Source organism: Aquabacter sediminis (assembly GCF_028863665.1).
Taxonomy (GTDB): domain Bacteria; phylum Pseudomonadota; class Alphaproteobacteria; order Rhizobiales; family Xanthobacteraceae; genus L1I39.
In genome coordinates this window covers 89,138-101,975 of sequence record NZ_JARBFX010000012.1, presented here as the reverse complement: position 1 = coordinate 101,975, position 12,838 = coordinate 89,138, and the positions used below count along the sequence as shown (strand labels likewise).

Annotated in this window: 13 protein-coding genes; 9 read left to right on the top strand and 4 right to left on the bottom strand. The window is 67.2% G+C overall.

The features are described 5' to 3' along the window. Positions 1-140: 140 nt before the first annotated feature. The 3 genes from PV781_RS20560 (at position 141) to PV781_RS20550 (ending at position 3,161) form a co-directional block, all read left to right on the top strand. The gene (locus tag PV781_RS20560; RefSeq protein ID WP_274777509.1) at positions 141-704 is read left to right on the top strand and encodes a L,D-transpeptidase; all 564 of its coding nucleotides are present in this window, start codon (positions 141-143) and stop codon (positions 702-704) included. A 200-nt stretch (positions 705-904) separates the two neighbouring features. After that, positions 905-1,933: an amino acid ABC transporter substrate-binding protein gene (locus tag PV781_RS20555; protein ID WP_274777494.1), complete on the top strand. Its 1,029-nt coding sequence runs from the start codon at positions 905-907 to the stop codon at positions 1,931-1,933. 256 nt (positions 1,934-2,189) lie between these two features. Continuing rightward, positions 2,190-3,161 carry an MBL fold metallo-hydrolase gene (locus PV781_RS20550; protein WP_274777493.1) on the top strand — a complete coding sequence of 324 codons (972 nt, stop codon included), beginning with the start codon at positions 2,190-2,192 and terminating at the stop codon, positions 3,159-3,161. An 18-nt stretch (positions 3,162-3,179) separates the two neighbouring features. On the opposite strand, the gene PV781_RS20545 is transcribed toward PV781_RS20550, so the two are convergent. Both PV781_RS20545 and cutA read right to left on the bottom strand, forming a co-directional pair. Then, entirely contained in the window at positions 3,180-5,018 is a 1,839-nt protein-coding gene (locus PV781_RS20545; protein ID WP_274777492.1) for an autotransporter family protein, read from the bottom strand. Between the two features lie 239 nt (positions 5,019-5,257). Beyond that, positions 5,258-5,593, bottom strand: coding sequence for a divalent-cation tolerance protein CutA (gene cutA, locus PV781_RS20540; protein ID WP_274777491.1), 336 nt, complete (start codon positions 5,591-5,593; stop codon positions 5,258-5,260). Between the two features lie 146 nt (positions 5,594-5,739). On the opposite strand from cutA, the gene PV781_RS20535 reads away from it, so the two are divergent. The 3 genes from PV781_RS20535 to PV781_RS20525 are packed head-to-tail and all read left to right on the top strand — an operon-like array spanning position 5,740 to position 9,065. Next, positions 5,740-6,522 (top strand): NAD kinase, encoded by a 783-nt coding sequence (locus tag PV781_RS20535; RefSeq protein ID WP_274777490.1) that lies wholly within the window; start codon positions 5,740-5,742, stop codon positions 6,520-6,522. Between the two features lie 26 nt (positions 6,523-6,548). Next, positions 6,549-7,967 carry an MBOAT family O-acyltransferase gene (locus PV781_RS20530; protein WP_274777489.1) on the top strand — a complete coding sequence of 473 codons (1,419 nt, stop codon included), beginning with the start codon at positions 6,549-6,551 and terminating at the stop codon, positions 7,965-7,967. Positions 7,968-7,970: 3 nt separating this feature from the next. Further along, positions 7,971-9,065 carry an alginate O-acetyltransferase AlgX-related protein gene (locus PV781_RS20525; protein ID WP_274777488.1) on the top strand — a complete coding sequence of 365 codons (1,095 nt, stop codon included), beginning with the start codon at positions 7,971-7,973 and terminating at the stop codon, positions 9,063-9,065. A gap of 9 nt (positions 9,066-9,074) precedes the next feature. Here the strand turns inward: PV781_RS20525 and PV781_RS20520 are convergent, their stop codons facing one another. Both PV781_RS20520 and PV781_RS20515 read right to left on the bottom strand, forming a co-directional pair. Continuing rightward, the gene (locus PV781_RS20520) at positions 9,075-10,058 is read right to left on the bottom strand and encodes a rhamnan synthesis F family protein (RefSeq protein ID WP_274777487.1); all 984 of its coding nucleotides are present in this window, start codon (positions 10,056-10,058) and stop codon (positions 9,075-9,077) included. Positions 10,059-10,076: 18 nt separating this feature from the next. Beyond that, a complete protein-coding gene (locus PV781_RS20515; protein WP_274777486.1) occupies positions 10,077-10,640 on the bottom strand; it encodes a nitroreductase family protein in 564 nt (187 codons plus the stop codon). A 139-nt stretch (positions 10,641-10,779) separates the two neighbouring features. On the opposite strand from PV781_RS20515, the gene PV781_RS20510 reads away from it, so the two are divergent. From PV781_RS20510 to PV781_RS20500, 3 genes are all read left to right on the top strand, one after another. Further along, positions 10,780-11,802 (top strand): hypothetical protein, encoded by a 1,023-nt coding sequence (locus PV781_RS20510; protein ID WP_274777485.1) that lies wholly within the window; start codon positions 10,780-10,782, stop codon positions 11,800-11,802. Positions 11,803-12,019: 217 nt separating this feature from the next. Continuing rightward, a complete protein-coding gene (locus PV781_RS20505; RefSeq protein WP_274777484.1) occupies positions 12,020-12,493 on the top strand; it encodes a DMT family transporter in 474 nt (157 codons plus the stop codon). A gap of 31 nt (positions 12,494-12,524) precedes the next feature. Further along, complete coding sequence (locus PV781_RS20500) at positions 12,525-12,791, top strand: hypothetical protein (RefSeq protein ID WP_274777483.1); 267 nt, start codon at positions 12,525-12,527, stop codon at positions 12,789-12,791. Positions 12,792-12,838 lie beyond the last annotated feature (47 nt).

The window sequence follows — 12,838 nt, the reverse complement described above, 5'->3', positions numbered from 1 at the left end:
AGACTGCAGCCGGCGCCACTTTGGGGGCGCAAAGCAAAGAGGCCGGCACGATGCCCGTTACCTTCAAGACCCTGGCGCTGACCGCTCTGCTTCAGGTCGGCGCCGTCGCACTCGGAACCCTCGCGTTCGGAACCGCGGCGATGGCCCAGTCCACGCCCGTCCCACCCGGAGCCATCCAGGGGCGGACCATGGATATTGGCGACCAGCCGGGCGTCGTGGCGCCGGCGGACGACGAGGTGGAGATCGACCCGATCTATCGCCGCCAGCCGGTGTATTTCCGCACCACGGAAGCGCCTGGCACCATCATCATCTCCACCAATGACCGCTTCCTTTATCTGGTGGAAGGCAACAACCGGGCGCTGCGCTATGGCATCGGCGTCGGGCGCGACGGCTTCACCTGGCAGGGCCTCGTGACCGTGGTTCGCAAGGCCGAGTGGCCGGACTGGACCCCGCCCGCCGAGATGATCCAGCGCCAGCCCTACCTTCCGCGCTTCATGGCCGGTGGCCCGGGCAACCCCATGGGCGCTCGAGCGCTCTATCTGGGCGGCACCGTCTACCGCATCCATGGCACCAACCAGCCCCAGACCATCGGCTATGCGGTGTCGTCGGGCTGCTTCCGGTTGGTGAACAGCGAGATCATCGATCTTTACAGCCGCGTCCCCGTGGGCACGAAGGTGATCGTGCGCCAGGCCGTCACGCTCTGACCTGACTTGACCTCCCGCTCCGGCGGGCGCGGCGCTGGCCCGGCAGCGGCCCTGCCGCCCGGGCGACGGGCCGACCGGCGCGGTGGTCTAACCCCAGGGCGGTGGACCGCACGCGCCGCATCCGCGCCGCCCTGATCGCCGTCGCGTTTCGCACGTTCGCGTATCCCTCTCCCCTTCTCCCGTTCCAAGAGGCGGTTTTCATGAAGACCCTCCTGACCCTTCTGGCCGGAGCGGCCGTGGTGCTCGGCGCCCAGGTGGCCGACACGCAGGCCGCTGACGCGCAGACCCTCAAGGCAGTCAAGGATCGCGGCGAGCTGATCTGCGGCGTGAGCCGCGGCCTGACCGGCTTCTCCAGCCCGGATGCCTCCGGCAAGTGGACCGGCTTCGACGTGGACTTCTGCCGCGCGGTGGCGGCGGCGGTGCTGAACGACCCCAACAAGGTCAAGTATGTGCCACTGAGCGCCGACGAGCGCTTCACCGCCCTCCAGTCCGGCGCGGTGGACCTGCTGTCGCGCAATTCCACCTGGACGCTGGAGCGCGAAGGCAAGCTGAACCTCCTGTTCGGCGCCATCACCTATTATGACGGCCAGGGCTTCATGGTGCCGGCCTCCCGCAACATCAATTCGGCCCTGGAGCTGGACGGTTCCAAGGTCTGCGTGCAGAGCGGCACCACCGCCGCCGGCTATACGGAAGACTATTTCAAGACCAACAACATGAAGCTGGAGCTGGTCATCGTCCCCAATTCGGACGAGATGGCCAAGGCCTATGAGGACGGCCGCTGCAACACGCTGTCCACCGACGTGTCGCAATTGTTCGCGCTGCGCCTCGTGACCAAGAAGCCGGCCGCCCACATCGTGCTGCCCGACGTCATCTCCAAGGAGCCGCTTGGTCCGGTGGTGCGCCAGGGCGACGACCAGTGGTTCAACGTGGTCAAGTGGACCCACTTCGCCATGCTGAACGCCGAGGAACTGGGCGTGAATTCCGGCAATGTGGACGAGGCGCTGAAGTCGCAGAAGCCCGACGTGCGCCGCCTGGTGGGCACCGACGGCAATTATGGAGAGCAGATCGGCCTCACCAAGGACTTCGTGGTGCGGATCGTCAATGCGGTGGGCAATTACGGGCAGGTGTTCGAGCGCAATGTGGGCGGTGATTCCAAGCTCGGCATTCCGCGCGGCCTGAACCAGCTCTGGAGCGCCGGCGGCATCCAGTATGCCCCGCCGGTCCGCTGATCCCGGACATCGCGAGGGGCCGCGCAGCGGCCCCTTTTTCCAGCTGCATTGCCGCTCGCTCAAACGTGAGCGGCAACATGCCCTAGCGGTATCGACCGAGCGCGACCGCCCATTCTAGTCTCCCTCGCCTCTGATGGCGCGCATCCCTGGATGAAGGTGGCGCGCCTTCTCAGTCTTGGAACAGACGCGGACCAGCAGCGCCTCTTGGATCGCTCCCGCGATCCCGCTGCGTGGATCGCGCTTCAGGGAGACGACCATGACCCTCCTGTCCCGCCGCTCCGTCCTCGCCGCCGCCGCGGCCGGCGCCGCCGGCCTCACCACCGGTGCCTTCTCGGCGTTCGCCGCCGCCCCCCAGGCCACCAGCCAGTGGCCGTCCGCCTATCGCTACAAGGTGGGCGACATCGAGGTGACCGCCATCAGCGACGGCGCCCGCACCATGCCCCTGTCGGACACGTTCGTGCGCAACGAGCCGCGCGACAAGGTGAACGAGGCGCTGCGCGCCGCCTATCTGCCGGAGAACCAGGTCACCATCCCCTTCACCGTGCTGCTGGTGAATACGGGCTCCAAGCTCTATCTCATCGACAGCGGCAACGGCCCCGCCCAGGGCACGGTGGGCCTGCTGGGCGGCACGCTTACCGCGCTCGGCATTGATCCCAAGTCCATCGACGCGGTGGTGATTTCCCATTTCCACGGCGACCACATCAATGGCCTCCTGAACGCCCAGGGAACCCCCACCTATCCCAATGCCCAGGTGCTGGTGCCGGAAGCCGAATGGGCCTTCTGGATGGATGACGGCCAGATGGGCCGCGCACCGGACGGCCTGAAAGGCGCGTTCCAGAATGTGCGCCGGGTCTTCACCCCCTTCGGCGGCAAGGTCGACAAGTATGGCTGGGACAAGGAGATCATGCCGGGCCTGACCAGCGTCGGCACGCCCGGCCATACGCCGGGGCATACCTCGTTCCAGCTTGCCTCCGGCAATGGGCGCCTGTTCGTGCAGTCGGACGTAACCAACATTCCGGCGCTGTTCCTGCGCAATCCCACCTGGCAGGTCATGTTCGACATGGACGGCGCCAAGGCACAGGAGACCCGCCGCAAGGTCTATGACATGGTCTCGGCCGAGCGGATGCTCGTGGCGGGCTATCACTTCCCCTTCCCCGCCGCCCTCTATGTGGAGAAGGACGGCGCCCGCTTCGACTATGTGCCGACCGCCTGGAGCCCGGTGCTCTGAGCCGGCCTCCGGCTTCCCCTACAGCTTCATCTTGAGGCTGAGCGAGCCTGTCTGGTTCACAAAACCGGATGGGCTCGCCTGCAGGTCATAGTTCACGCCGAAATCGAGGCCGCCGATGCGTGTGCCCAAAAGGCCGATCCCGCCGGAGAACAGCCAAGGGGAGAGGTCGGCCCCATAGGTAACGAAGCTCGGCCCGCCACCCAGGAAGGAGGCGCTCACCTGCGTCTGCGTGTCGAGCAAGTTGTAGCCCGCCCCGCCATAGAAGGTGAGGCGCAGCGGGTCGGACAGGCGATATTCGCCCCGCAGCCCCGCCGTCAGCATCATTTCCTGGTAGGTCTGGCCCGCCACCGAAAGGCTCAGCGCCCCCGCCCCGCTTTCCACATAAGACGGCGAATGCACGGTGGCATAGTCGAGCCGCACGGTGGGCGTCAGGCGTAGCGCCTCCGACACCCGAACGTCCTGCCGCAGCGCGCCGCCCGCATGGAAAGTGGTGCCGGTATAGTCCGCGCTGGCGTTCGCCGCCGAAAGGCCCACATACCGGCTTTCAGTGCTGTCATTGAAAGCGCCGTCCAGGGTGAGATCCAGCGACAGGCCGGGCGCGAGGCGCGTGCTGCCGTAGAGACCCAGCGCATAGCTGGACACGTCGAGAGAGCTGGGCGCGCCCACGGCGTTGCCGGTGAGGCCCGCATAGGAATAGGCGAACCAGCCGCCCAGCGTCACCTGGTCGGTCACCGCCCCGTCAACGCCAGCGGCAAAGCCACCACCCGAAGCGGTGTAGCCGGAATAACCTGCCTGCGTGGACTGGCTGGCGAGCGCGCCGAAAGGCTGCGCCCATCCCGCCTTGCCGGCGGGATCGTCGGTCCGCGCGGCGATCCGGCTGGCAACGATCTGCTGGAGGGGACGCTGGGTGTCATAGGTGGCGCGGGAGGCGTTGCCGGCGAGCGCCGGCAAGGTCTGGCCCAGCGCGGCGGCGAGCGCCGGTCCTTCCAAGCCGTTGAGGATGGAGATGGCGGGGGCGAGCGGGCCCACAAGCCCCTCGGGCGTGCCCGCCACCCGATAGAGCGCCACCGCCGCACCCGTTGCGGCCGGGTTTAGCACCGCTGCGGTGATCACATAGGGCTCCACCAGCGTGACAAGGGCAGACTGGCCCGTATAGGTGCCGCTGGAATCATACACGCCGAGTTGCATCTGGGCGGAAAGCGGATCGCCTTCGACCTCGCCATACAGGTTGGTGATCACCGGATTCGAGGTGGGCACGGTGGAGAGCAGCACCTTGCCCTGGGGGGTCATTGAACCGATGAAGGTGAAGGTGTCGCCCCCCGGCGTCACGCCCTTCCCCCAGAAATAGCCGCCCGAATAATTGGTGATGACGATGTTCGCCGCTGCCGTGGTCCCGAGCAGGCTCGGGCTCACCAGGCGCCAAGGCGTGCCCTGGGTCCACGCCCACTGGGGCGAGGCAACAGCCGGCACCACCTGCGCCGTCGGCGGGGTGAAGGTGGCGGGATTATAGGGCGTCATATAGGCCCAGTGGGTCACCATCATGGTGTCCCCGGTGATCATCTGCATTTCCATGGTGGTCACGCCGCCTTCCTGCTGCATGACCCCGAGGCCCACCGTGGTGAGGCCCGCGCCGTTGTTAAACAGCATGGTGATCTGGCCGGAATCGGTGACTGTTCCCTGGATGGTCATGGAAGACGGCGTCACGAACGGCCCGACGGCAAGCGTGGCCGAGCTGCTGCCCGTGAAAATGCCATTGGTAGAGGTGCCCAGCGCCCAAAGCGTCTGGTCCCCCACCGCGAACGGGTTGGCGAACGAGGTGCCGGACGTGCCATAGGCCAGCATGTTGGGGACAGGCACATACCAGTAACTGTTGGAAATGATCGAATCCCACTGCGACTGCGCCTGTGCCGCGGATGCGCCCGCGCCAAGGATGAGACACGCGCCCAATGCGGCTTTCGAAAGTCGCCGGCGCCCCGCGCCCGCCTGCCTCGGCTTGCGCGCCCGCCCCGCTTTGGCTCGCTGCGTCATCCCTTCCCCACCTCTTTTCTGGCTTGACCTACCGCTAGGACACCTCAGGAGAGATCCGGGGGCAACCTCTAATCTTTTGCCGCATCTACCGTTTGCGCCCGCACCCAAGCGGCGAAGGGCGCATCCGCCACCTCCACGTCAAGCGAAAGGATAGCCGGCACCTCGTAGGGATGGAGCGCACGCAAGGCGTCCATCAGTGGCGCCACCTGGCCGGTGTGGGTCTTCAGGAGGAGCACCACCTCCTCCGCCCGCTCCATGGCGCCCTCCCACTCATAAAAGGAGATCAGACCCGGCAGAATGTTGCCGCAGGCGGCCAGGCGCCGCTCCACCAATTGCCGGGCGGCCGCCTCCGCGGTGGCGACGGAAGGGAAGGTGGAATAGACGATCTTCAGGTCGTTCGGCATGCGCCCTCCCCTAGGCTCGCCGGCCCGCCGACGGCGGGGCGAGGATGGCGCGGGCGGGGCGCCTCGACAAGGCTCGCGCGGCCCGCTACGAAGACGGAGCGTCTGCACGGGGCGCACCGAAAGGACCTGCGGGCGCGACCGTCCTGATGAACACCCCCCTGTCGACTCTGAACAAGATCGCCTTCGTGGCCGCCCGTACCCCGGAAGCCGAGAGCGCGCGGGAGCGCCTGATCGCCCGCTATGGCAGTGTGCCGCCGGACCAGGCGGATGTGATCGTGGCGCTCGGCGGCGACGGCCTGATGCTCCAGACCTTGCACGCTGCCCGCGACCGGGGCGTGCCCATCTATGGCATGCATCGCGGCTCGGTGGGCTTCCTGCTGAATACCTATTCGGAAGACAATCTGGTGGAGCGCCTCGCGGCCGCCCAGCACGTGGTCATTCATCCCCTCATCATGGAGGCGGTTGACATGGCGGGCGTACGCCACAAGGCCCCCGCCATAAATGAGGTCGCCCTGTTCCGCCAGACCTACCAGGCCTCCAAGCTCCGCATCTCCATCGATGGGCGGGTGCGGCTGGAGGAACTGATCTGCGATGGCGTGATCATCGCGACGCCCGCCGGCTCCACCGCCTATAATCTCTCCGCCCATGGCACCATCCTGCCACTGGGCACGGCGCTCCTGGCTCTCACCCCCATCTCCCCCTTCCGCCCCCGCCGGTGGCGCGGTGCCCTGATCCCCGACAAGGCCCGCATCGACATCGCGGTGCTGGAGGCGGACAAGCGCCCCGTGAGCGCGGTGGCGGATCATTTCGAGGTGCGCAACGTGGTGGCCGTGACCGCACGGCTCGACACCCGCTCGCGCATCGACATGCTATTCGATCCCGATCACGGGCTGGAAGAGCGCATCCTGCGCGAGCAGTTCGTCTTTTAGACGACGCCGCGCCCGGTCCCTGTCCCATGGTCTTCTCGTCCGTCACCTTCCTCTATTACTTCCTGCCCGCCTTCCTGGTCTGCTATTTTGCAGTGCCGGGCCTGAGGACGCGCAACTTCGTCCTTCTGGTCTTCTCGCTCGTCTTCTATTCCTGGGGCGGGATCGCCAATCTCTTGGTGCTGGCCGTTTCCATGGTGGGCAACTACCTGTTCGCCCTCCTCATCGGCTCGCGCCCGCCGCTGCGGCGCCTGCCGCTCCTCGCGGTGGCGGTGGCGCTCAATCTCGCCGGCCTCGTCTTCTTCAAATATGCCGGCTTCCTGGCGGAGAATCTCAACGTGCTGCTGGAGCCCACAGGGCTCGCGCTGCCGGTGATCCATACGGAGCTGCCGCTCGGCATCTCCTTCTTCACCTTCCACGCCATTTCCTATCTGGTCGACATCTATCGCGGAAAAGCCTGGGCCAACAATCGGTTCGAGGAGATCGCGGTCTACATCACCATGTTCCCGCAACTGGTGGCCGGCCCCATCGTGCGCTATTCGACCATCGCCCATTTCATCGGCGACCGGCGCACCACGCCAGGCCGGGTGGCGGCGGGACTGCGCATTTTCGTTATCGGGCTATCCTGGAAGGTGCTGATCGCTGACGAGGTGGCACCGCTGGCCGCCATCGCCTTCGACCAGACCACCAACCCCAATTTCGTCACCGCCTGGCTCGGGGTCGCTGCCTATGCGCTGCAGATCTATTTCGATTTCGGCGGCTATTCCAACATGGCCATTGGCCTCGCGCTGGCCATGGGCCTGCGCTTCCCGCGCAACTTCAACCTGCCCTATGGGGCGCTGTCCATCACGGACTTCTGGCGCAAGTGGCACATGAGCCTGTCCAGCTGGTTCCGGGACTATGTCTATATTCCGCTGGGCGGAAACCGGCGCGGCCACCTGCATACGGCGCTCAATCTGTGGACCGTGTTTCTCTTGTGCGGCCTGTGGCACGGGGCGAGCTGGACCTTCGTGATCTGGGGCGCCCATCACGGCGCCTTCCTGGTGCTGGAGCGCACCCCTTTCGGACGGGCGCTGAAGCGGGCACCGCGCATCCTCGCCCATGCTTATGTGCTGCTGGTGGCGCTGACCGGCTGGGTCTGGTTCCGCGCCCTGTCCCTGCCCCATGCCCTCGACATGTTTGCTGGCCTTGCGGGTCTGAATGGCTGGGGCGGGCTCGATGCGTCCATGCGCGGCGCACTGCAGCCGGTGACCCTCGTCATCTTCATCCTGGCCTGGCCGCTCTCCATGTGGGGCCTCCCGCTGATGAAGGGCGGTCCGCTCTCGCCGCGCGCGCGGGTCGCGATCTATGGGCTGGTGGATACGCTGGTCATCTTCGCCCTGTTCGCCTTGTCCTTCATCACCGTGGGGGCGGCCAATTACAGCCCCTTCCTGTATTTCCGGTTCTAGATCATGCCCCTCCTCCTCGCCTATCGACGCTGGTGGCTGGTCCTGTTCGCGGCAATCCTCGCCCTGCCGACCCTCGGCCTTTTCCTGCCGGACCTGCCGGGACCCGTGCGGCCGGTGACCAAGGTGGAGGAGAAGTGGTGGATCCGCGCTACGGAAGGGCTCGACCCCTTCATCAACGCCCATTTCGGCTTCCGGGGCTTGGTGATGGCGGCCAATGCCTCCTATGCGCGCGCAACCCATTCCACGCGGTCGCGGCCCGTGGTGGTGGGAGATGGCGGCCAACTCTATTTCACCGGCGACCAGACGCTTGAGCAGTCGCTGGGCCTCCTGGTGCGCTCCAAGCCCATCGCCGACTTCGTCGATGTGGTCACGCGCCTGGAGACGCGATTGAAGGCGCAGGGCATCACGCTGGTGGTGGCTGTGCCGCCCAATGGGGCCACCATGCTGCCCGGGCGCCTGCCGGGGTGGGCGCGGGCGCAAATGCATCATCCCACGGAGCTGGACATCGTCTCAGAGCGCCTGCCGCAGAACGGCGTCACCTTTGTGGACCTGCGCCCCATCCTTGAGGCGGCGCGCACTGCGGGCGGGCAGATTTATCGCCGCACCGACACCCATTGGACGCAGCTCGGCGCCGTCCTCGCCTTCAATGCGGCGATGTCGGCGGCCGGCCGGCCTGAGCTGGCCATCCCGCTTGAGGAGGCAAACGGCCCCCTTGTGCCGGCGGCCACCGGCGACCTCTCGCGGATCCTCGGCGAATCCAAGGCCACGGGCGACAGCGATTATGAGGAGCGCCTGAAGGCGCCGCCAGGCCTGATACCCCTGAAGGGTCTGGTCCCGGAGCGGCCCGACAGCGACCCCTTCCAGCCCTATGCCTTTTCGACCGGCCATTCCGGGCCGTCCATCCTGGTGATCGGCGACAGCTTCACCCAGAATTTCTGGCCACGCCTGCTGGCGGCCCGCACCAGCCGATTCGGCTGGATGCATCACTCGTCGTGCAAGTTCGAGGCCGATGCCATCGACCGCTTCAAGCCGGACATCGTCGTCTACATGCCCACCGAGCGGTCCCTGCCCTGCAAGGGCCAGCCCTCCGGCATGTGAGCTGGGCGTCTATCGCAGCTCAAGCAGCCCCGCCGCCCCATCCGGCCGTGCGCCCAGGTGGAAGGCGATCTCCGGCACGTCGAAACCGGCGCCGGCCAGCACCTCGCGCCAGCCGGCAAGGTCCGCGCCATAGGGATTGTCGCGCAGCAGCTCCACCTTCACGAAGGGGAACCCCTCCGCGAGGAGTTCGCGCCAGCCGAGCTGGAGTTGGTTGCGATGCGCGCCCTTGTCCTTGAACAGGATGTCCACGCGCAGTCCCGCGCCTTCGAGGATGGCGCGCTGGCCCACCTCATAGTCGCGGATGATCTCATTCTTGTCGCCGCGTGAGGCGATGGCGGCCCAGAAGGCCCGCACCGCAGGCGCGGCCAAAGCGGGGGCGCGCAGCACGAAAAAATAACTTTGAAAATGCGGCTGGATTTCCAGGCTCTCGGTCAGCGCGAAGGCATCCGCCGTGCCGGCCCGGATGCGGGCGACGAGCGCCTCAAGGGCGTCGGAGGCATGGTAGACGCTGTCATTGGCGAACCAAAGGTCCGGCGCTTCCAGGAGCTCCGGCATGTAACGCAAGGTGGCCGCCCAGGCGGCGAAGTCGTAGCCATGGTTTTCCCGCACCACCAGCGCGTCCGCGACCTCGGCCCCCGGATCGCGGCATTGCAGGTCGGGCCGATCGGTTACCGCGATCAGCACCACCTTCAGGCCAAGCCGCCGCAGGTCGGCGCAATAGCGCAGGGTGTGGTCCCAGATCCGCCCGTCGGGCGCGAAGGCGACAAACAGGCAGGTGGGGCCTGGCGCCTCTGCCAGCGAGGGCAGGCGCACGGCCCGGAAGCCAACGTCCAGCAGATCGCGGTCGGCACGCACCGCCGCCGGTGGCGCCACCGAAAGCAGGCGCAGCGCCTTGCGGATGCGGCGGATGGGATTGTCCCCCCGGGCCACGCTGAGCGCGGCCAGCATCAATTGCTTGGCGATCTCGCCCCGTGGCCGGTCCGCTGCGCCCATGGCCCTGTCCTCCGCCGGTCAGAAGCGCGTCACGACCTCCGAGAGGGGCGGCCGGGGGCGGTCCTCCAGCTTCTGCGTGGCGGTGCCCACATAAAGGAAGCCCGCGATGCGCTCGAATGGCTCCAGCCCCAGCGCGGCCCGTGCCTTGGGCTCATAGCTCGGCCATTCCGTGACCCAGTTGACGCCATAGCCCAGCGCGGTGGCGGCGATCACCATGTTCTGCGCCGAGGCGGCCGCGGAGAGCACCTGCTCCCATTCGGGAATCTTCACATGGGTCGTCGCCCGCGACACCACAGCGATCACCAGCGGCGCGCGCAGGAAGCGGCCGCGCTCTTCCTCCTGCCGGCGTCCGGAAGCCTCGGGGTCGGTCTCGGCGAGGGCCTGCGCCAGCGCCGCGCCGGCCCGCGCGCGCCCCTCACCTTCGAAGACGATGAAGCGCCAGGGCGCAAGCTTGCCATGGTCGGGCACGCGGGCGCCGATGGTCAGGATCGTCTCCAGGTCCTGCGCCGAAGGACCCGGCTCCGCCAGATCCAGGATCCGGGTGGAACGGCGGGTCAGCAGCAGGGCAATGGTGTCGGTCATGGCGGCAACCTTCAGCGAACAATCGGGGCCTCCTCTATCACGCCCGCCCAACGGGCCAAAGACACCTCTCGCGCCCAAGGTTGGCAGGGCGCGCGGCTTCGACTTGAATCCGTCACGGTTTCGGGGCACGTCACCGGTCATGCTTCGTCTCGACCATGCCTTCCGCGCCGCGATGAGAGGCCTGACCGCCAGCATCGCCCTCGTGACCGCCCTGCTCCCGGGCGCAGCGTCGGCCCAGGTGATGCCCTTTCTCGGTCCGCCCGCAGGCATGCCCGCCGAGCGCTTCAATCCGGCCCCCCCGCCGCCCGGCGCCCCCGGCGGCAGTTTCAGCCCGCCACCCGCCCGCAACACCCAGGGCCAGCGCAACGAGCCCCACGCCACCTTGCCCCAGCCGCCCGCCGGAAAGGTGGCGCTGGGCGCCTTCGCCCGCTTCGGCGCGGAAGGACCGCCCATTCCGCGCGGTGTGCAGTGGCGTGTCTTCGCGGACACACCGGAAGCCTCCGGCGCCTTTCCGCTGGTGGCGGAAAGCTCCGACCCCTATCCAGTCTTCTTCCTCGACCCCGGCGGCTACATCTTCCATGTGAGCTACGGGCTTGCAGTCACCGCCCAGCGCGTCCAGGTGGGGTCGGTGTCCCGGCGCGAGGCTTTCAACTTGCCTGCCGGCGGCCTGCGGCTTCAGGCGGACGTGGACGACAAGCCCATTCCCGGCCAGAAGGTCACCTTCGACATTTTCGAGGGCTCCTTCCTCCAGGGGCGCGCCTCCAGCCAGCCTTATTATCGCGGCGCCAATGCCGGCGAGGTGGTGCTGCTGCCGGAGGGCACCTATCACGTGGTCTCCTCCTATGGGGACGCCAATGCGGTGGTGCGCGCCGACGTGACCGTCCAGGCCGGCAAGCTGACAGATGCCACCGTTCACCACCGCGCGGCACAGGTCACCCTCAAGCTGGTGTCCCAGAAGGGCGGCAATGCCTTGCCAGACACCCAATGGACGGTGACCACGCCCGGCGGCGACACCATCAAGGAATCCATCGGCGCCTTCCCCGTCTTCGTGCTGACGGAAGGCGATTATGTGGCCTTCGCCCGCAAGGATGGACGCACCATCAGCCGCGAGTTCAAGGTGGAGGCCGGCAAGGACCAGGAAGTGGAAGTGATGACGCGCTGAGGCGCCCGCGCCGGTCGGCATCCATCCGCGCCGAGCGGCGATGCCAGGGGCGCGGATCGTGGTGCGGGATGCCAGATCGCCTTAAAGTGGCATGGAAACGCTGAAGCGATCCAAGGCTTTGTCTTGGCGCATTCCATACACGCAAAGCGGGTCCCACTTTGCCCGGAAATGCTCTAGGAAGGGGCGAACCACATTCCCGCCCGCCTCAAGACGCGCCATGACCTTTCTCTATCCGGCCCTGGCCTTTGCCATCGGCGCCTGCATCGCCGTCCAGGCACCCGTCAACAACCAGCTCGCTTTGTCGCTGGGCGGCGGGCCCCTGATGGCGGCACTCGTCTCCTTCGTGGTGGGCACGGTTTTCCTGCTCGTCATCGCCCTGTTCGGCGGCGGGTTGCCGGCGGCGGTGGCGGCGCTGCCGCGCCAGCCGCTCTGGAAACTCTCCGGCGGGCTGCTGGGGGCGGCCTATCTTCTGGGATCGGTCTTCCTGGTACCGCGCATCGGCCTTGCCGGGCTCCTGGCGCTGGTGATCGCAGGCCAGATCGCCTGTTCTCTCACTGTCGACCATTTCGGATTGCTGGGCCTGATGGAGCGTCAGGTCACCGCGGCCCGCAGCCTCGGCGCAGCGTTGGTGATGGGCGGCGTGCTCCTCATCCTCTACGGTGACCGCTTGCTTTCCGCGCTGCGCGGCTGATCCCTTTTTTCTCCACCCAACGGAGCCTGCCATGGCCGACGACATCATCGCCTCCATCCTCACCGGCCTCAGGATCAATTTCCTTCATCCGGAAGGGCTGCCCAGCGCGCTTATCCTGGATGTGAGCACCGACGAGGGCGACCAACGCTTCGTGCTGCCCTGCGATCCCGATCTCAGCCCGGAGGATGTGGAAGCCATCGGCGACGACCTGATGGCTTGCCTCGACCGCCTGATCGCCCCCTCGGACGAGGACGACGCGACCGAGGAAGGCGACGGCGAAGATCGCGACGAGGACTGAGGACTGTGTCTCCCGGTGCGGGGGCCACGTGCACCAGCGCACCGCTT